14 protein-coding genes are annotated in these 20328 nt (G+C 34.8%); 3 read left to right on the top strand and 11 right to left on the bottom strand.

The window, feature by feature from the left end:
* Window positions 1-56: 56 nt before the first annotated feature.
* The 5 genes from rho to ACFWM3_RS06585 all read right to left on the bottom strand — a co-directional run bounded on the left by rho (window position 57) and on the right by ACFWM3_RS06585 (window position 5992).
* The gene (gene rho, locus ACFWM3_RS06605) at window positions 57-1331 is read right to left on the bottom strand and encodes a transcription termination factor Rho (protein ID WP_056469242.1); all 1275 of its coding nucleotides are present in this window, start codon (window positions 1329-1331) and stop codon (window positions 57-59) included.
* A gap of 355 nt (window positions 1332-1686) precedes the next feature.
* Window positions 1687-2652 (bottom strand): class II fructose-bisphosphatase, encoded by a 966-nt coding sequence (gene glpX, locus ACFWM3_RS06600; RefSeq protein WP_056469239.1) that lies wholly within the window; start codon window positions 2650-2652, stop codon window positions 1687-1689.
* Window positions 2653-2721: 69 nt separating this feature from the next.
* Window positions 2722-4020 carry a UDP-N-acetylglucosamine 1-carboxyvinyltransferase gene (locus ACFWM3_RS06595; protein WP_056469236.1) on the bottom strand — a complete coding sequence of 433 codons (1299 nt, stop codon included), beginning with the start codon at window positions 4018-4020 and terminating at the stop codon, window positions 2722-2724.
* 445 nt (window positions 4021-4465) lie between these two features.
* Window positions 4466-5320: a class II fructose-bisphosphate aldolase gene (locus tag ACFWM3_RS06590; protein WP_056469233.1), complete on the bottom strand. Its 855-nt coding sequence runs from the start codon at window positions 5318-5320 to the stop codon at window positions 4466-4468.
* Window positions 5321-5614: 294 nt separating this feature from the next.
* Window positions 5615-5992 carry a response regulator gene (locus tag ACFWM3_RS06585; protein WP_025671030.1) on the bottom strand — a complete coding sequence of 126 codons (378 nt, stop codon included), beginning with the start codon at window positions 5990-5992 and terminating at the stop codon, window positions 5615-5617.
* Between the two features lie 201 nt (window positions 5993-6193).
* Here ACFWM3_RS06585 and ACFWM3_RS06580 point away from each other — a divergent pair, with 201 nt between their 5' ends.
* On the top strand, window positions 6194-6718 hold the full coding sequence (locus ACFWM3_RS06580) for a DUF2529 family protein (protein ID WP_390310799.1): 525 nt from the start codon (window positions 6194-6196) through the stop codon (window positions 6716-6718).
* A 70-nt stretch (window positions 6719-6788) separates the two neighbouring features.
* Here ACFWM3_RS06580 and ACFWM3_RS06575 read toward each other — a convergent pair whose 3' ends face one another.
* The 6 genes from ACFWM3_RS06575 to ACFWM3_RS06550 form a co-directional block, all read right to left on the bottom strand.
* Window positions 6789-8390, bottom strand: a complete 1602-nt coding sequence (locus tag ACFWM3_RS06575) for a CTP synthase (RefSeq protein ID WP_056469227.1) — start codon at window positions 8388-8390, stop codon at window positions 6789-6791.
* A gap of 313 nt (window positions 8391-8703) precedes the next feature.
* On the bottom strand, window positions 8704-9252 hold the full coding sequence (gene rpoE / locus ACFWM3_RS06570) for a DNA-directed RNA polymerase subunit delta (RefSeq protein WP_056469225.1): 549 nt from the start codon (window positions 9250-9252) through the stop codon (window positions 8704-8706).
* A 268-nt stretch (window positions 9253-9520) separates the two neighbouring features.
* On the bottom strand, window positions 9521-12760 hold the full coding sequence (gene icmF / locus ACFWM3_RS06565) for a fused isobutyryl-CoA mutase/GTPase IcmF (protein WP_390310798.1): 3240 nt from the start codon (window positions 12758-12760) through the stop codon (window positions 9521-9523).
* A 128-nt stretch (window positions 12761-12888) separates the two neighbouring features.
* Entirely contained in the window at window positions 12889-14019 is a 1131-nt protein-coding gene (locus tag ACFWM3_RS06560; protein WP_056469221.1) for an acyl-CoA dehydrogenase, read from the bottom strand.
* Between the two features lie 403 nt (window positions 14020-14422).
* Window positions 14423-15604, bottom strand: a complete 1182-nt coding sequence (locus ACFWM3_RS06555; protein WP_390310797.1) for an acetyl-CoA C-acetyltransferase — start codon at window positions 15602-15604, stop codon at window positions 14423-14425.
* A gap of 159 nt (window positions 15605-15763) precedes the next feature.
* Window positions 15764-17872: a heterodisulfide reductase-related iron-sulfur binding cluster gene (locus tag ACFWM3_RS06550; RefSeq protein WP_390310796.1), complete on the bottom strand. Its 2109-nt coding sequence runs from the start codon at window positions 17870-17872 to the stop codon at window positions 15764-15766.
* Between the two features lie 213 nt (window positions 17873-18085).
* Here ACFWM3_RS06550 and cls point away from each other — a divergent pair, with 213 nt between their 5' ends.
* Both cls and uvsE read left to right on the top strand, forming a co-directional pair.
* Window positions 18086-19279, top strand: a complete 1194-nt coding sequence (gene cls, locus ACFWM3_RS06545) for a cardiolipin synthase (RefSeq protein ID WP_390310795.1) — start codon at window positions 18086-18088, stop codon at window positions 19277-19279.
* 42 nt (window positions 19280-19321) lie between these two features.
* A complete protein-coding gene (gene uvsE, locus ACFWM3_RS06540; RefSeq protein WP_390310794.1) occupies window positions 19322-20278 on the top strand; it encodes a UV DNA damage repair endonuclease UvsE in 957 nt (318 codons plus the stop codon).
* Window positions 20279-20328: the final 50 nt, after the last annotated feature.

Raw genomic sequence — 20328 nt, 5'->3', positions numbered from 1 at the left:
CTAACCCGGGAGAATGCAACCCACTATTTCTCTTTCAGATTGCTTATATCTTCCAACTATTTATTAGAGACAGGCGTTTTTCTACTTTCTTCAGTCATCGTGTTGAAGAAATCTTCATTTGTTTTCGTTTGACGAAGCATTCTGAAATAACGTTCAACAAAGTCTGGAATATCTGACATTGTTTTTCTCATTAACCATAGCTTGTCCAGATGATCTTTTGGTATTAATAAATCTTCTTTACGTGTTCCAGAACGACGAATGTCAATTGCTGGGAAGATACGACGTTCAGCTAATGAACGATCTAAGTGAAGCTCCATATTACCAGTACCTTTGAATTCTTCATAAATAACATCGTCCATACGTGAGCCAGTGTCGATTAGAGCTGTTGCTAAAATCGTTAAACTTCCACCTTCTTCGATATTACGTGCAGCACCGAAGAATCGTTTTGGTCTATGGAATGCAGCAGGATCAATACCACCTGATAACGTACGACCACTTGGTGGAATAACTAAATTATACGCACGAGCTAGCCTAGTAATACTATCCATTAAAATAATTACATCTTTCTTGTGCTCTACTAGTCTCATAGCGCGCTCTAATACTAATTCGGCAACCTTGATATGACTATCAGGAGTTTCATCGAAAGTCGAACTTACAACGTCTCCTTTTACAGAACGTTCAATGTCCGTTACCTCTTCTGGTCGCTCATCAATTAGCAATACAATTAGTTCAGCTTCTGGGTGATTTGTTGTGATGCTATTTGCAATTTCTTTTAATAACTCAGTCTTACCGGCTTTTGGAGGGGCAACAATTAAACCACGTTGACCAAATCCTACTGGGGCGATCATATCAATAATTCTTGTTGAAAACTTTGCAGGAGATGTTTCAAGCTTCATTTGTCTATTAGGATATAAAGCAGTTAATCCCGGGAAGTGAACTCGTTCTTTAGCATTCTCAGGATCATCTCCATTGACTGCTTCTACTTGAAGTAGACCAAAGTATCTTTCATTTTCCTTCGGTGGACGTACCTTTCCAGAAACCTTATCACCATTTCGCATATCAAAACGACGAATTTGAGATGCAGAAATATAAATATCTTCTGAACTAGGTGAATAATTAATCGGACGTAAGAATCCATATCCTTCTGAAGGGATAATTTCTAGTACACCTTCCATGAACATTAATCCGTCTTTTTCCGCTTGCGCTTTAAGGATTGCAAAAATAAGTTCTTTTTTCGATAATTTGCTGTAATACGAAATTTTCATTACCTTCGCGTGTTCATACAAATCTTTTAATTTCATGTTTTCTAATGCAGAGATTGTTAAACTCATATAACACCACTCTTTACTTTTATTCGTTCAAATTTGGGTTTTCTTAATTCGGAAGGTTATTTAGAAGGTTTTTTGAAGGAAACTTACATAAAGTATTACTCTTTAGTGTAACCTTTTCCCCTAAAAATATTCTAAGTAATTAGAATTAATAGGTTTACTATCTATTGAGATTATAATTCGAAAGAGTTTTTTATGCCAACTATTTTTCGACTAAACTATTTAATGACTCTCCCCTTCGGTAAATAAAGGAAAGAGTCATTATTCTACTAAATTAATATCTAGATTTCGATTTCGATAACAAAGAATTTTGATTCATTATTAACGAACATCATAAACAAGTTATTAAATGATTAAATTATTTAATAACTAGGTTTGGTTTTTTGTTTAGGCTGTGACGTCCATCTACAAAACGAACAGTTCCTGATTTAGCACGCATAACTAACGATTGCGTAGATCCTACATTCCCTTTGTATTGTACACCTTTTAGCAATTCTCCATCAGTTACACCAGTAGCAGCAAAAATTGCGTCGTCACCTTTAACTAAATCATCCATATATAAAATACGGTTTGGATCTTCTATACCCATGCGTTTGCAACGTTCAATCTCTTCTTCATTTTGAGGTAATAACTTACCTTGAAGTTCTCCACCTAAGCATTTTAAAGCAACTGCAGCGATAACTCCTTCTGGCGCTCCACCGCTTCCAAATAAAATATCAACACCTGTGTGATCAAAAGCTGTGTTAATTGCTCCCGCTACGTCACCATCGTTGATTAGTTTAATTCGAGCTCCTGCTGAGCGAATTTCTTCAATTAACTTCGCATGACGTTCTCTATTTAATACTGTTGCAACAACTTCATTAATATTTTTTCCTTTTGCTTTTGCTACAGCTGTTAAGTTTTCAAGAACAGATGCATTGATATCAACTTTACCAACCGCTTCAGGTCCAACTGCAAGTTTCTCCATGTACATATCAGGAGCATGTAATAAATTACCATGGTCAGCAATTGCAATAACTGCTAAAGCATTCCAACCACCAGATGCAACGATATTAGTACCTTCAAGTGGATCAACTGCTACGTCCACTCTTGGACCATATCCATTACCAAGTTTCTCACCGATATATAGCATTGGAGCCTCGTCCATTTCGCCTTCTCCAATTACAACTGTTCCCTTCATAGGAATCGTATCAAATACATCACGCATTGCTGTTGTAGCAGCATCATCTGCTTCATCCTTTTTACCTAAACCCATCCATTTTGCAGATGCTAGTGCTGCTGCCTCAGTAACACGAACTAACTCCATTGATAAACTTCTTTCCATTCAAAACTCCCCCTTTGATGTAAATGAAAACTATCTTTAATATGTTAATGAGTATATAGACACCCAATTTTACGCATTTTTTAATTGTTCAACTTCTTGCTTGGTTAGTTGAACACGCCATACATTTGCTCCTAATCCTAAAAGCTTTTCAACTAAATCCTCATATCCTCTGTCAACATGTTCTAAACCTGTTAGTTCTGTTTTACCTTCCGCAATTAGGCCTGCTATAACCAACGCTGCGCCAGCACGTAAATCACTTGCTTTTACACGACCGCCTTGTAACTGCGAAGGACCGGAAATAATAGCCGTACTACCTTCGACTTTAATGGTTGCACTCATTCTTCTAAGCTCATCAATATGCTTAAATCTTGCACCATAAATTGTATCAGTTATAACGGCTGTCCCATTTGCCTTCGTTAACAGCACAGAAAACGGCTGTTGTAAGTCAGTCGGGAAACCTGGATAAACTAAAGTTTTAATATCTACTGATCTTAGTTCTTTATTTGATCCAGAAACGATAATTTGATCGTCATTCGTATCAATATCTATATTCATTTCTCTCATTTTCGCTATAAGTGATTCCAAATGGTGAGGAATAACATTATCAACAATAACCTTGTCCCCATCTTGCACAGTTGCAGCAGCTAATATTGTATATGTTCCTGCTTCAATGCGATCAGGGATAATTGTATGTGTGCAGCCAGATAGAGATTCTACTCCATCAATTCGAATTACATCAGTACCTGCACCTTTAATTTTAGCACCCATACTAGTTAATAAGGTAGCTACATCTACAATCTCAGGCTCTTTTGCAGCGTTTTCAATAACAGTTCTACCATTTGCTAAAACCGCTGCTAACATGATATTAATCGTTGCACCAACACTAACTACATCTAAGTATATACGTGCACCTTTTAGTTCTTCTGCCCTTAAATAGATTGCACCTTGCTCATTCGTTACTTTTGCACCTAATGCTTCAAAACCTTTTATATGTTGATCAATAGGTCTTGGTCCAAGATAACATCCCCCTGGTAAGCCTATAACCGCTTGCTTAAATCTACCTAACATTGCACCCATTAAATAATAAGACGCTCGCAATTTTTTTACCTTCCCACTTGGAAGTGGCATTGCAACCATATTTGTTGGATCAATCATTATTTTTTCATCAGATACTTCTACTTGACCACCTATTTCCTCTAAAAGGTCACAAAGTGTTTGAACATCTGAAATAGAAGGAACTCCTTCAAGTGTTACAGGTGAGCTTGCTAAAATAGTTGCTGGGATTAGAGCCACTGCACTATTTTTGGCACCGCTAACACGAATTGTCCCTTTTAAAGGTATACCGCCTTCTAATACAAGCTTTTCCATAGCATACTCCCTTCTAAATGAGCAGAAGAAAATAGTAGAGAAGTAAAGTATTTAATCTTCTCAACTGTCGAATAGTTTTTACCTATTTTCTCCAAAATTCTACTTCTCTAATCTTAGTTTATACGAGAGCTACAGTCTAATGTAAAGACTTTTGCTTTTGTTTGGTTAATTACAATATCATGAATTTTAATAAAAATTGAGATTGAGTAGAACCTTTAAATAAATTTTGATTAGTTAATTAAGTAGAATTAGATATTTGGTAATTTCTTAACTAGACCTAAACTAATTCTAATCATTATTATCTTATATCTTCAAGTCTAAATGAAAAAACATATAAATTTATTGCTAAAAAATGGATTTGTTAAACAAGAAAACCGTCTAAACATGATTTAGACGGCTTAATTTATTATAATATATCATATTTCAAGCTAAAAAACTTAAAATATTATGCTTTGTTGCTAGTACCGAACTCACGGATTTTGCCAGCTACTGTTGCGATAATTGCTTCGCGACCTGGTCCAAGAACTTTACGTGGGTCATATTGTTTTTCATCATTTGCAACAAATTCACGAACAGCTTTATTGAAAGCAATTTGGTTCTCAGTGTTTACGTTAATTTTTGCAGTTCCACGAGCGATTGCTTTTTGAATTTGTTCAGTTGGGATTCCAGTTCCACCGTGTAAAACTAATGGTACATTAGTTTCGTTACCGATTTGTTCCATTTCGTCGAAACCTAATTTTGGTTCACCTTTGTATGGTCCATGAACAGATCCTAAAGCTGGAGCTAAGCAATCAATGCCAGTACGCTCAACTAGGTCTTTACACTCTGCTGGGTTAGCATAAATAATGTCTCCAACAACGTGATCTTCTTGTCCACCAACAGTTCCTAATTCAGCTTCAACAGATACACCATGAGAATGAGCGTAGTCTACTACTTTTTTAGTTGTTTCAACGTTTTGTTCAAATGGATCATGAGAAGCATCAATCATAACTGAAGTAAATCCAGCGTCAATTGCAGCTTTACATGCTTCAAAGCTTGAACCGTGGTCAAGATGAATTGCTACAGGTACAGTAATTTTTAAATCAATTAATAAACCTTCTACCATTTTTACAACAGTGTTAAATCCACCCATGTATTTAGCTGCACCTTCAGAAACACCAAGAATTACAGGTGATTTTTCTTTTTCAGCTGCAGTAAGAATAGCAAAAGTCCACTCTAAGTTATTAATATTGTATTGACCAACAGCGTATTTACCTTCTTTTGCTTTATTAAGCATTTCAGTCATAGATACTAAAGGCATTTTAAGCCCTCCTTATATACTCTTTTATGAAAATTAATCTGCACCCATAATTTTACTAACAAGAATAGAATGCTACAAATCGTTCTTTATTATGTAAATTATTAGGTATTTATATCACAACATAAGAATACAAAAAATGAAATGAAAACACAACAAATATCATCAAATGTTCGTATTATCGTAACATTTTGGATAATTAAACGCAATTTCAACCGGATTTATTCGGTATTTCCGAAAACGCTTTCAATTTCAAGATAAAAATAAAAGCAGATGGTCCGCTACCCATCTGCTACTTTACTGCTGAGATTGTGGTTGTGAAGTATGCTCTCTAACAACCTTTTTAATTTCATCAATATCAAATGGTTTTGGAAAATATTGTAGTGCGCCTAATTTTTTAGCTTCTTCAATAATATCGAGTTCACCATAAGCCGTCATCAATATAACTTTAATATCTTTATTAATTTCTTTGATTCGTTTTAGAATCTCCACTCCGTCCATACCTGGTATTTTCATATCAAGAATAACTAAGTCGGGACAATCCTTCACTACAATATCAATAGCTTGAAAACCATTAGCTGCCTGAAATACCTCATAGCCTTCTTTTTTGAAAATTTCGTGTAAAAGCAAACGAATTCCGTACTGATCGTCTACTATAAGTAATTTACTTCCCAAAAATAGTACCACCTTTCTTAACCAGATAACGTTCTTAAAAAAACACAAAATCCCCTAAATTTTTACATTCTACTTAAAAACCTTTTTTCCTGCATTAGTTTGAAAATTTTACAAAAAACTACTTTTTTAAAATTTTTTTGTATCTATCTAAATTACAGTATAATGGTTAGAACATACTTTTATAAGAGGGAGTATCATTTAATGTTAAAAATTTTTTCGACACAATTGAATGGCGTTTTTCAAAAAATAGTAAAGCAAGAGGAAGTATTTGAAGATGCTTCACGCTTCTTAGCACAGGCAGTTATTGGAGAAGGATGCGTTTATGTTCATGGTACAAAAGAATTTGCTGGTATTGTTTCAGAAATAACTGATGGCGCAGAACAAAACGACTCAATTAAACCTTTAATGATTAACGGTGAAATCCAGTCATTATCACCAGTAGATCGAGTGCTTTTATTTACAAGACAGACGGATGATCAAGAAGCTATTCTTCTTGCTAATAAACTATCAGAATCAAATATTGGATTAGTGATCGTCTCTACCATAATCAATGGAGAAGACCATTTATCAGAACTAGCTGATGTATTTATTAACTATGAATTAACAAGAAAGCTTGTTCCAACTGATGAGGGAGATCGAATCTGTTTACCTACCCTACTCACAGGATTATTCATTTATCATTGCCTACTACTTACAATGAGTGAAATCCTATTAGATTTTGACTGAAAAATAATTCTAAAATAACAAAAACACCCAACATGATTATAATAAAATCTGTTGGGTGTTTTTTATTGCCTTAACCTCGATTTTGTAGTGATGCTCCTACAAAATCTCTGAATAATGGTTGTGGTCTATTTGGACGAGAAATAAACTCTGGGTGGAATTGAGAAGCTACAAACCAAGGGTGATTTGGCAACTCAATAATTTCTACTAAACGACCATCAGGGCTAGTACCTGAGAAGATAAATCCTTCTTGTTCCATTTGTTGACGGTATTCATTATTGAACTCATAACGATGACGGTGACGTTCGTAAACAACTTCTTCTCCGTAAGCTTCGTGTGCTTTTGAACCTTCAACTAATTTACATGGATATAAACCTAAACGTAATGTACCACCTAAATCTTCTACATCTTTTTGTTCTGGTAATAAATCGATAATTGGATAGTTAGTAGTAGGATCGATTTCAGCCGAGTGAGCACCTTTCAATCCTAAAACATTTCTAGCAAATTCAATTGAAGCAATTTGCATACCTAGACAAATTCCTAAGAATGGTACGTTATTTTCACGAGCAAATTGTGCAGTTAAGATTTTGCCTTCTATACCACGGTCTCCGAATCCACCTGGTACAAGAATTCCATCTACGTCACTTAAAAGTTCGTTTACATTAGCTGTTGTAACTTCTTCTGCATTAATCCATTTGATTTCAATTTCACTATCAAAAGCAAATCCTGCGTGCTTTAATGCTTCTGCTACTGAAATATAAGCATCTTGTAATTCTACATATTTACCAACTAGAGCGATTTTTGTTGATTTAGTTAGGTTTTTAACTTTATCTACTAAAGAAATCCACTCTGTCATATCTGCTTCATTTGTTTGAAGTTTTAAATGATTACATGCGATGCTATCTAATCCTTGAGCTTGTAAAGCTAATGGGATTTCGTAAAGAGTATCTGCGTCTACACATTCGATTACATCTTTCGCATCCACATCACAGAATTGAGCAATTTTATCTTTCATTTCTTGAGGTACAGATGTTTCTGAACGTAATACGATCACATTTGGTTGAATACCAATGCTACGAAGTTCTTTTACACTGTGCTGAGTTGGTTTTGTTTTTAACTCACCAGCTGCTTTAATATAAGGAACAAGCGTACAGTGAACATACATTACGTTGTCGCGGCCTACATCGCTTTTAATTTGACGAATAGCTTCCATAAATGGTAATGATTCGATATCACCAACAGTTCCACCGATTTCAGTGATAACAACATCCGCGTTCGTTTCGCGACCCGCACGGAAAACTTTATCTTTAATCTCATTTGTAATATGTGGGATAACTTGTACAGTTCCTCCTAAGTAATCTCCACGACGTTCTTTTTGTAAAACTGTAGAATAAACTTTACCACTAGTTATATTGTTGAATTTAGTAACATTAATATCAACAAATCTTTCATAATGCCCTAAGTCTAAGTCTGTTTCTGCACCGTCATCTGTTACGAAAACTTCACCATGTTGATAAGGACTCATTGTTCCTGGGTCTAAGTTAATGTAAGGATCGAACTTTTGAATTGTTACATTTAATCCTCTGTTTTTTAGTAGTCGTCCTAAAGATGCTGCTACAATCCCTTTACCAAGAGAAGAAACTACGCCACCTGTTACAAAAATATACTTTGTCATAATTGAGCCCCTTTCATTTTTAGCATTCGTATTTTATTTTCCTTACAAGAAATTACAAAGCTAAACCTTTATAAAAAATTATTTAATAACATTTTGTATGCATGCTTTATTGTCATCCAAAATTGGGTTTTTTCATGCAAATTTTTAACATTTGAATCTAAATCAAACATTTCATTTATTGTTTTATTACATTAAGTATTTGTAAAAAAACAAAGACGCCCCCTATTTAAAATAGGGAGCGTCAAAATATATTTCGTTCTTTTTAAAGAGCCCAATAAGAATTCTACTCATTCAGTACTTAAAAGTCAAGAACTTATCGTTCTTCTTCCTCTTCAAATTCATCTAATTCTTCATCGTCTTCATCTTCTAGTTCTAAATCTTCATCATCAATTTCAATGTCTTCATCGTCTTCATCGATTTCTTCGTCATCAAACTCATCAGTTTCATCATCATCAACTAGATCTTCATCTATCTCGTCTAATTCAAGTTCTTCCTCTTCAAACTCATCTTCATCAGAATTGTCATAATCTTCGAACTCTTCATCTTCTTCAACCTGTTTACGTTTCTTCTTAGGTTTTGCAACAGGTAATACTTCTTCTTCAGCTTGATCATATGGATACCAAGCGCGTAATCCCCAACGATTTTCACCTAAACATACGAAACGTCCATCAATATTTAGTTCTGTATAAAATTGAGGAAGTTTTTCTAATAGTGCCTCTCTAGTTACACCTAAAACTGTTGCCATTTGGTCAACTAAATCATAAAAAGAAATAGGTTCCTTTGTTTCTGAAAAAAGTTCATATGCTAATTCAATAAGCGATAATTCTTTTAATTGCTCTTCCGAGTATTGCTTTAAACTCAAGGTAAGCACTCCTTTAAAAATAATATTTTCACCATAATTCAATAACATTATGTATAAATTTTACTAGTTAGTTATAAAATACATATCTTTCATTATAAACAAAACTAAGTTAAATATGCTAGCACCTTGTCTATATTTTTCAATATTAGATTAATTTTTCGCGAAAATAGTAAAATGAGCGTCTAAAAAGACGCCCATTCTATCTAGCTCCAGTCACATGCCCCTTTTGCTGTCTTAAAGCGGACAAGTGGCTTTTCGCAATTCTTTTTTACATATTTCTACGGTATTGTCCGCCTACTTCATATAATGCTTGAGTGATTTGCCCTAAACTAGCAACGCGAACAGTATTCATTAGCTCTTCGAATAGATTGCCATTTTGACGAGCAACTTGTTTTAATTGTTCTAGAGCGACTTGTGCTTCTGATTTATGTTTCACTTGGAATTGCTCTACATGATCAATTTGCGATTGTTTTTCTTCGTAGCTTGATCTAGCGATTTCCATTGTATTGATTGATTCCATTTGTTCGTTCGGATTGATGTAAGAATTTACCCCTATGATAGGAAGGTCACCATTATGTTTAAGTGTTTCATAATAAAGTGATTCTTCTTGAATTTTACCGCGTTGATATTGAAGCTCCATCGCACCTAATACGCCACCACGGTCACTGATTCTCTCAAACTCTTTTAATACTGCTTCTTCTACTAAGTCTGTTAACTGCTCAATGACAAATGATCCTTGGATTGGATTTTCATTTTTCGATAGACCATTTTCCTTTTGAATAATAAGCTGAATCGCCATTGCACGACGTACAGATTCCTCAGTAGGAGTTGTAACAGCCTCATCATATGCATTTGTATGAAGTGAGTTACAGTTATCATATAAAGCCAGTAATGCTTGTAACGTTGTACGTATATCATTAAATGCCATCTCTTGAGCATGTAATGAGCGACCTGATGTTTGAACATGGTATTTAAGTTTTTGGCTACGTTCAGATGCACCATATTTTTCTTTCATCGTAACAGCCCAAATTCTTCTCGCTACACGTCCTATTACTGAGTACTCTGCATCAAGTCCATTACTAAAGAAGAACGATAAATTATGTGCAAAATCATCAATTTTCATGCCTCGACTTAAATAATATTCAACGTAAGTGAATCCATTTGATAAAGTGAATGCAAGTTGTGAAATTGGATTTGCTCCAGCTTCAGCAATATGGTATCCAGAAATAGAAACTGAATAATAATTACGAACACTATTATCAATGAAATACTGTTGAATATCGCCCATCATTTTTAAAGCGAATTCTGTTGAGAAAATACATGTATTTTGCCCTTGATCCTCTTTTAAAATATCAGCTTGAACAGTACCACGAACTTTTTGTAAAGTTACTCTCTTGATTTCAGTGAATTCTTCAACTGTTAAAATTCGGCCTAATTCTTTTTCTTTTAATTCAACTTGTTGATGGATAGCAGTGTTTAAGAACATAGCTAAAATAATTGGTGCTGGACCATTAATTGTCATAGAAACAGATGTTGAAGGACTACATAAATCAAAACCATTATAAAGCTCAATCATATTATCTAAAGTACATACATTTACACCACTCTCACCAATTTTCCCAAAAATATCAGGACGAATTGCTGGGTCTTCTCCGTATAGAGTTACTGAATCAAATGCTGTACTTAAACGTTTAGCTGGGTCATTCTCACATAGATAGTGGAATCGTTTATTTGTTCTGCTTGGAGGTCCCTCACCAGCAAATTGTCTCTTCGGATCTTCATCTTGGCGCTTGAATGGGAAAACTCCAGCTGTAAATGGGAAATATCCTGGCACGTTTTCTTTCGCTACCCATCTTAATAAATCTCCATAATCTCGATAAGTAGGTACAGATACTTTCGGTATTTTTGTGCCCGATAAAGTTGTAGTTGTTAACTCAACTTTAATTTCTTTATCTCTAATTTTTTGAATTAATTGATCTTGTGAATATGCTTCTTTAATTAATTTAAAATGATTTAGAGCTTGTTTTGTAGATGGAGCAAGAGATTCTTCAAATTTATTTTTCAAATCTACTAATGTAGGTTTTGCATCTTCAATATTTTGTGACTCTATTTCAGACAGTGTTCCTTCAATTTGATAAAGCTTTGAAGCTTTTGCTGCCTCAAGTTCAGTGTTTTCGTGATAGTTTCTTATAGTTTCAGCAATTTCTCTTAAATAAAAACGACGATTACTTGGAATAATGACATGTTGTTTCTCAACATTACCCGGCTTAATATATGTCGTATTCCATTCATTAGCAGTGTGTTTTTCAATTGATTTTGTTAAAGCTAAAAATAAATTATTTGTTCCTGCATCGTTGAACTGGCTAGCTATTGTTCCGTATACAGGCATTGTAGCTATATCATCATGGAAAAGATGGCGACTACGTTGATATTGTTTTTGAACAAGACGTAATGCATCTTCTGAGCCTTGACGTTCAAATTTATTAATTGCAATCAAATCTGCAAAGTCAATCATATCAATCTTTTCTAATTGAGAAGGTGCTCCAAATTCACTTGTCATAACATACAGATGAATATCACTGTACTGTGTAATTGCAGCATCACCTTGACCTATACCACTTGTCTCAACAAAAATAACATCAAAATCAGCTGTTTTTAAGATTGAAATAGTATCCTCTAATGCATTTGAGATTTCAGATTGACTATCTCGAGTAGCTAAACTTCTCATATATACATTTGGATGGTGAATTGAATTCATACGAATACGATCACCTAATAATGCTCCACCTGTTTTACGTTTTGTTGGATCAATTGAAACAATACCGATAGTTTTTTCTGGAAACTCTTGAATAAAACGGCGCACTAGCTCATCTGTTAATGAACTCTTACCCGCTCCACCAGTACCAGTCATACCAATTACTACACTTTTACTAGTTTCTGATTTTTCTAATGTTGCAGCCATCTCTAAGCTTGAATCTAGAGAACCTTTATTTTCAGCTAGAGTAATAAATCTAGCAATTTCTTTATGATTTGTAGCAGATAGTTTTTGAACGTTTTCTAAGTCCTTCAAAGGCGGAAGAAAATCTGTGCTTTGTAACATATGATTGATCATTCCTTGAAGTCCCATTATACGGCCATCTTCAGGTGAATAGATTTTAGTGATTCCGTATCCTTCTAGCTCCTCTTGCTCTTTAGGCAAAATTACGCCACCACCGCCACCAAATAACTTGATGTGGGATGCGCCTCTTTCTTGAAGCAAATCGTACATATATTTAAAGTACTCCATATGTCCACCTTGGTAGGAAGAAATTGAAATACCTTGTACATCCTCTTGAATTGCTGCGTTAATAATTTCTTCAACAGAGCGGTTATGGCCTAAGTGAACAACTTCAACACCATTTTCTTGCAATAATCTTCTAATCATATTGATTGACACGTCATGGCCATCAAATAAGCTTGATGCAGTTACGAAACGAATCTTGTGCTTAGCTTGATACTTTTCTACCATACTAATCATCCCCCGAAATTATAATTACCTTTTTTTGTAAAAGAAAACTTGGTAAAGGGCAATCAATATTCCTTGTACCAAGTGATCCTAATCATTCGTAAAGCGAAAAGAAGAATAAAAATTAACTTTTATAGCATTCTTGAGATTACTAGTTTTTGAATTTCTTGTGTTCCCTCATAGATTTGAGTGATTTTAGCATCTCGCATAAAGCGTTCTACCGGATAGTCCTTCGTATATCCATATCCACCGAATACTTGTACTGCCTCTGTTGTAACTTTCATTGCAGTATCTCCAGCAAGTAATTTTGACATTGCAGATTCCTTACCATATGGAAGTCCATTAGATTCCAACCAAGCAGCTTGGTATGTTAATAGACGAGAGGCTTCGATACTTGTAGCCATATCAGCAAGTTTAAATGAGATACCTTGTTGAGCAATAATTGGTTTTCCAAATTGAACACGCTCTTTAGCATAATCAACTGACGCATCTAAAGCACCTTGTGCAATACCTACCGCTTGAGCTGCAATACCATTTCTGCCCCCGTCAAGGGTTTGCATTGCAACTTTAAATCCTTTACCTTCTTCACCTAATAGGTTTTCAGCCGGAATACGACATTCTTCAAAGATAATTTCAGTTGTTGGCGATGAACGAATACCTAATTTACTTTCTTTCTTACCAACTGAAAAACCTGGTGTATCACTTTCAACGATAAATGCAGAAACCCCGTGTTTATTTGTCGGATCAGTCACTGCAAATACTACGTAAATTTCCGCTTCTCCACCATTAGTAATAAATATTTTTGAACCATTTAAAATATATTCGTTTCCTTCTTTTTTAGCAGTCGTTCTCATACCACCAGCATCTGATCCAGATCCTGGTTCAGTTAACCCATAAGCACCAATTTTTGTTCCTTGTGCTAACGGTTTTAAGAATTTTTGTTTTTGTTCTTCAGTACCAAATTTATATATCGGCCAACTAGCTAATGAAGTGTGTGCTGATAAAGTTACACCCGTTGAAGCGCAAACTCTTGAAAGCTCTTCAACCGCGATAACGTAAGCTAAATAATCACTACCGATTCCACCATATTCTTCTGGGAATGGAATGCCTGTTAATCCCAACTCAGCCATTTGATCAAATATTGAACGATCAAATTTTTCATGCTCATCACGCTCAGCTGCTGACGGAGCAACCTCATTTCTAGCAAAATCTCTTACCATTTTACGAATCATTTCATGTTCTTCACTTAAACGAAATTGCATAGATCATTTCCCCCGATTTTTGCTAGGACAAGGATCACAATCAAATGAAAGGTTTTAATTAAAGATCATTATTTTATATCCTATTCCCCTTAACTTAATTGCTTCCTTATCACTGCCATGTTGTTTTTGTCGATTTTTGTAAGCGTTAACAAAATATTTTCTACTTTGACTAAAAAGATAGTCTACTTCGTATAATATTAGACAAAAATCTGAAAATTCCTGTTATTTTTTGTAGAAAAATTTTTAAGCCTGGAAGGAAGGAAAAACAGGATCAAGTTAATAGGCAATAATAGAAAAGCAAAAAAAATAACAGCTTAAGGGAGGCAGTACTTAGGTAGAAAGAAATATTTCCCTCCATACCTTTCCTGCTCCTCCCATACCCTGCTTTTCTTGCTTTTCTCTCTTATCGTACCTCTACTAAAACAGCGTCACCTTGACCACCACCGCTACAAATTGCAGCAATTCCAAGGCCTCCGCCTCTTGCTTTTAGTGCATTAATTAAAGTTACGATGATTCTTGCACCACTTGCTCCAATTGGATGTCCTAGTGCAATAGCTCCACCATTTACATTTATTTTTTCTAAAGGTATATCCGCAATTTTCGCACTTGCTAAAACTACTGCTGCGAATGCTTCGTTAATTTCAAATAAGTCAATATCTGAAATCTTTTTATTTGTTTTTTGTAATAATTTTTGAATGACATATCCCGGAGTTCTAGGGAAGTCCTTTGCTTCTACAGCCATTGATTCTGTTGCAACAATTGTAGCTAAAGGTAAGTAGCCATTTAGTTTTGCTTCTTCCTCACTCATTAACAATAGTGCTGCACCTGCGTCATTTAATCCAGGTGCATTTCCAGCTGTGATCGTTCCGTCGCGATCAAATGCTGGAGATAGCTTAGCTAGTTTTTCAATAGTAGTATCTTCCCTTGGACACTCGTCTACTTCTATTTTTGTTACGACTCCTTTTTTGCCAACTGACTCAATCGTTACAATCTCTTCTTCAAATTTACCTGTTTTAATCGATTCAACCGCAAGTTGTTGACTACGAAGTGCCCACTCATCTTGTTGTTCACGAGATATGTCTTCGAGTTTAGCAACTTCACTTCCATATGTACCCATATGAACTCCAGTAAATGAACAAGTTAAGCCATCTACTAGAAGGCCATCCTTTAATTCTGTGTTCCCCATTTTATTTCCCCATCTAATAGAGGTTTGATAATAAGGAGTATTGCTCATGGATTCCATTCCACCTGCAACAATACGTTTACTTTCGCCAGAACGAATCAATAAATCAGAAAGCATAACACTACGCATACCAGATGCACATACTTTATTAATTGTTTCTGATCTTGTTTCCCAAGGTAATCCTGCATTACGAAGTGCTTGTCTTGAAGGTAATTGTCCTTGTCCACCTTGTAAAACTGTACCCATTATTACATCATCAATCATTTCTAATGGATGGTTAACACGGTTCAATGTCTCTTTAATTGCGATACCACCTAACTGAGCAGCACTAAAGTCCTTTAAGGCGCCTCCAAAACGTCCGATTGGTGTACGAACTGCACTTACTATAACTGTTTTACTCATCCCATTTTCCCCCTTAAAATATTATCTATTTCTCCTCTATAATAAAATTCTATAATCAATCAATTCACCAAATAAAAAACGCCAGCAGGCAGTCTGAAAGGTGTACAAGTTGCACACCTTTCATTGTTATTTTATGAAGATTGAAAAGTTATAGAACTTTTATGAAGCTTGGTTTTGTTTGTCACCAAAAATCGATAACTCTAAAAGCTCTGCTATATCAAGTGTTTTAACAGCTTCTTCTACTTCTTTTGCTTTTGTTCCATCTGATAACATTGTTAAGCAATAAGGACAACCTGTTCCAATTACATTCGGACTAACTGCAAGTGCTTGTTCAGTACGCGTTACATTAATGCGATTACCAACATGCTCTTCCATCCACATTAATCCTCCACCCGCTCCACAGCACATACCTGTTTCACGTTTACGCTCCATTTCAACTAGTTTGACGCCAGGAATTGCACGAAGAATATCCCTAGGAGCTTCATAAACTTCATTGTATCGGCCTAAATAGCATGAATCATGGTAAGTAATTACTTCATCTACTTGATGAACCGGCTTTAACTTACCTTCTTTAACCAATTGAGATAATAATTCTGTATGATGATAAACTTCTATTGATAAACCAAAATCAGGATATTCATTTTTAAATGTGTTATAAGCATGCGGGTCAATTGTGACTAATTTGCTTACTCCCGATTTTTCAATTTCTGCGATATTATTACTTGCTAACTCTTGGAATAAGAATTCTTGACCTAAACGTCTAGGTGTATCACCAGAGTTTTTCTCCTTATTACCTAAAATAGCAAACTTAATTCCAGCTTCATTCATTAGTTTCGCAAATGCTAATGCGATTTTTTGACTACGGTTATCATATGAACCCATTGCACCAACCCAGAATAAGTACTCAATTTCTTCTCCAGCTTTCTGAGCTTCTTTTACTGTTGGAATATGGATACTTTCATCAAGTTCTCTCCAGTTTTCACGGTCTTTACGATTTAATCCCCATGGATTTCCTTGACGTTCGATATTTGTCATTGCACGTTGAGCATCTGGTTGCATCTTACCTTCTGTTAAAACTAAATAACGACGTAAATCAATAACCTTTTCAACATGTTCATTCATTACTGGACATTGATCTTCACAGTTACGACAAGTTGTACATGCCCAAATCTCTTCCTCAGTAATTACATCGCCAATTAAACTTGGACTATATTCCAATGTTGCCGCTGATTCTTGTTTTCCTTGTGAAGCAAATGCTAATTGATTTCCTTTTGTTTTAGAAAACGCAACAGTTGGAACCCAAGGTGCACGAGACGTTACAACTGCCCCTGTTTCAGTTAAATGATCACGAAGTTTTAAAATTAAATCCATTGGTGACAGCATTTTTCCAGTTGCAGTAGCAGGACATACATTTGTACAACGACCACATTCTACACATGCATATAAGTCAATTAATTGCGACTGACGGAAGTCGCTTATTTTTCCAACACCAAATGTCTCTTGCGTTTCATCTTCAAAATCTATTTTTTCTAATTTTCCTGCCTTCGATAAGCGATTAAAATACACGTTCGCTGGACCTGCAAGTAAATGTGCGTGCTTTGATTGTGGTACATATACTAAGAAAGTTAAAAGTGAAATTAAGTGAATCCACCAAGCAACATAAAAGAATGAAATTGCTAAAGGTTCACTAATACCATTAAAAATTGTTGCAACTAAAGATGCGATTGGTTCGTGGAAGCTCGTTCCATCTCCACTCCAAATGATTCCCATTCCATTACCAAACAGAGTTGATAACATTAATAAACCAATGAAAATTAAGACTAACCCGCTTTTCCAACCTCTTTTTAATCGAACTAATTTTTCAATATATCGTCTATGGAAGGCCCAAACAACTGCCACCAATATTAGTAACGCAACGATTTCTTCAAAAAATGTAAATGCACCATATAAAGGTCCAAGTGGTAAATGTACTCCAGGAACAAGACCTCTTAAAATAAAGTCTAAAGCTCCAGCTTGAACTAAAATGAATCCATAAAAGAATAACAAATGAATAAATCCACTTTTCTTATCCTTCAATAGCTTTTTTTGCCCAAAAACATTGACCCAAATTTTTTGAAAGCGATCTTTCAAATTTCTTTCAAATTCTTCTTTTTTACCAAGTTTAATGTAGGCAATTCTTGTTTTAATTAGGTAAATGAATAAATAAATTGCATAAACTGTAATTGCCACAAACCCTAGTGCGTTCAAATACAAAAGTGCATGATCCATGATGTATTCCTCCCCCAATTTTCCCGGCTATAAAGAAAACGCTTACTGTTTAAAAATTTATAACCATAGTAATATTCAGAAAATATATACTTTAATTATATTATGAATGACTATTCAGTCAAATACTTTTTCATATTAAGTTGGCTCTTTTTCATATTCTTCAATTTATATGGTCATACTATCAACACGTAAAAGGTAAAGGAGTTTAATTATATGATTCTTTGCATTTGCTTAATTGCTCTACTCTTTCTTATACTCCTTGCTAGCTTAGATCTTTATTTTGGTTATAAAGCTTTTCATAAATATGATAAAACTTGTCCATTTAAAAAAAGATATAGTGAAACAATGTTAATAACAGAAGGTAATGAATTGTACAAGCATCTTCTAGACGATATAACAGGAGCAAGTAGTAGCATATCTATGCTTTTTTATATTGTTCGAAACGATGATACATCCGAAAAATTTTTATCACTGCTCGAAAGGAAAGCTCGGGAAGGATTACAAGTACGCTTACTTGTTGATTGGATCGGAAGCTTTAGACTAAAGCGTGAACGAATAAAAAAACTAAAAGAAAATGGCGTGGAAGTACTTTTTAATCGGCGAACCGGATTTCCATATACTCTCTATCGGTTTCAACACCGAAACCATCGTAAGATTACAGTAATAGATCAAAAAACCGGCTATTTTGGCGGTTTTAATATTGGCAAAGAATATATTGGTTTTGATGAAGACTTAGGTTATTGGAGAGATTATCATATTCGAATGACTGGTGAAGGTGTAAAAGATTTGCACGTTCAATTTTTAATTGACTGGGTTAGAAGTGGCGGAGAATCCTATACGCTAATTAATGACGGTGAATTAGCAAAAGGAAAAATTGAGCATCACTTCTATTCGTCGGACTTTGTACGCATTGAGAACCTATATAAAGATTTAATTGATCAAGCAAAAAAACATATTTATATTGGTACACCTTATTTTATTCCAACAAAAAAACTGATGAACGCACTTCTTGCCGCTCTTAATCGAGGCGTCCAAATATGCGTAATGATCCCAGAAAAAGAAGACCACAGACTAGTTAAAGAGGCCAGTTTTCCACATCTCCTTTTAATTTTAGAAGGTGGCGGGGAAGTTTTTCATTATCAGAAGGGGTTTTTTCATGCAAAAGTACTACTCATCGATGATTGTTGCTGTGATGTAGGATCCGTTAACTTTGATCGTAGAAGTCTTTGCATTAATGATGAATGGAGTTGTATTTTTTCAAGTGAGTCTTTCATATTGAAGATCAAGGAAATATTTATTAAGGACTTAGAGCACTCAAAATCATATCCTACCCAGCATTATAAAAATACAACATTCTTATGGAAGTGTCGCAAGCTTTTATCTAAGCTTCTTTCTCCATTAATGTAGTTTTTTTAGGTATACAAAAACCAAGTTAGAGGTGAACAAAAAATGATCATTCGATTCGGATATGTATCACATGCATTATCTTTATATAATTGTTCACCTGCAAAAACTCTTACATTTACACGTTATAAGGCTCTTGACCGAGAAGAGCGTTTAGAGAAATTAATGTATGTTACCTCGCAAAATATCGAAAATACGTATAGAGCACTTCATTATAATGTGGGACAACAAATCCCCTTATATAGAATGTCCTCTTCAATGGTCCCTTTGGCGACTCATCCAGATGTAGAATTTGATTATATAAATATTTTTCACAAACAATTTAAAGAAATTGGTGATTTTATCAAGAAGCATGAATTAAGAGTTAGTTTTCATCCTAACCAATTCACGCTTTTTACAAGTGATAAACCTCATATAACTGATAATGCTGTGATTGATATGGAATATCATTATAAAGTTCTTGAAGCAATGGGTATTTCAGACGAAAGCGTCATTAATATACATATTGGAGGAGCCTATGGAAATAAAGAGCTTGCTATCCAACGTTTTTATGAAAATATAAAAAAGCTCCCTACACACATTAAAAAACAAATGACTTTAGAAAATGACGATAAAACGTATAATACCACTGAAACACTAATGGTTTGCAAAAACGAAGGCATTCCGCTCGTATTTGACTATCATCATCATATGGCAAACTTATGTGAAGAGCCGTTAGAGAAATTATTACCCCTTATATTCTCTACTTGGGATCATACAGATTTGAAGCCTAAAATTCATATTTCATCTCCGAAATCCGATAAAGAGTTTAGAGCGCATTCAGATCTAATTGACCCTGATTTTATTAAGCCTTTTTTTGACATTGTCAGATCAATTGGAAGTGATATCGATATAATGATTGAATCGAAAAAAAAGGATTTAGCTCTATTGCAGTTAATGGAAGATCTTTCGAAATGGAGAGGTTATAAGCGAATAAGTGGTGGAATAATCGAAGTTACTTAAGAAGAGTAACGAAATGATAACAACAGGAAATAAAGGGGTCAAGAAAGCAT

The sequence above is a fragment of the Gottfriedia sp. NPDC058432 genome, from assembly GCF_042721555.1.
GTDB lineage: Bacteria > Bacillota > Bacilli > Bacillales > Bacillaceae_G > Gottfriedia.
This window is presented reverse-complemented; position numbering and strand designations above follow the sequence as displayed.

Coding starts and splice junctions, on each gene's coding strand:
- ACFWM3_RS06560 (WP_056469221.1), bottom strand. CDS start 14,019: ATGCAATTTCGTTTAAGTGAAGAACATGAAATGATTCGTAAAATGGTA.
- ACFWM3_RS06590 (WP_056469233.1), bottom strand. CDS start 5,320: ATGCCTTTAGTATCTATGACTGAAATGCTTAATAAAGCAAAAGAAGGT.
- glpX (WP_056469239.1), bottom strand. CDS start 2,652: ATGGAAAGAAGTTTATCAATGGAGTTAGTTCGTGTTACTGAGGCAGCA.
- ACFWM3_RS06575 (WP_056469227.1), bottom strand. CDS start 8,390: ATGACAAAGTATATTTTTGTAACAGGTGGCGTAGTTTCTTCTCTTGGT.
- ACFWM3_RS06550 (WP_390310796.1), bottom strand. CDS start 17,872: ATGGATCATGCACTTTTGTATTTGAACGCACTAGGGTTTGTGGCAATT.
- rho (WP_056469242.1), bottom strand. CDS start 1,331: ATGAGTTTAACAATCTCTGCATTAGAAAACATGAAATTAAAAGATTTG.
- uvsE (WP_390310794.1), top strand. CDS start 19,322: ATGATCATTCGATTCGGATATGTATCACATGCATTATCTTTATATAAT.
- ACFWM3_RS06595 (WP_056469236.1), bottom strand. CDS start 4,020: ATGGAAAAGCTTGTATTAGAAGGCGGTATACCTTTAAAAGGGACAATT.
- cls (WP_390310795.1), top strand. CDS start 18,086: ATGATTCTTTGCATTTGCTTAATTGCTCTACTCTTTCTTATACTCCTT.
- icmF (WP_390310798.1), bottom strand. CDS start 12,760: ATGGTAGAAAAGTATCAAGCTAAGCACAAGATTCGTTTCGTAACTGCA.
- ACFWM3_RS06580 (WP_390310799.1), top strand. CDS start 6,194: ATGTTAAAAATTTTTTCGACACAATTGAATGGCGTTTTTCAAAAAATA.
- ACFWM3_RS06555 (WP_390310797.1), bottom strand. CDS start 15,604: ATGAGTAAAACAGTTATAGTAAGTGCAGTTCGTACACCAATCGGACGT.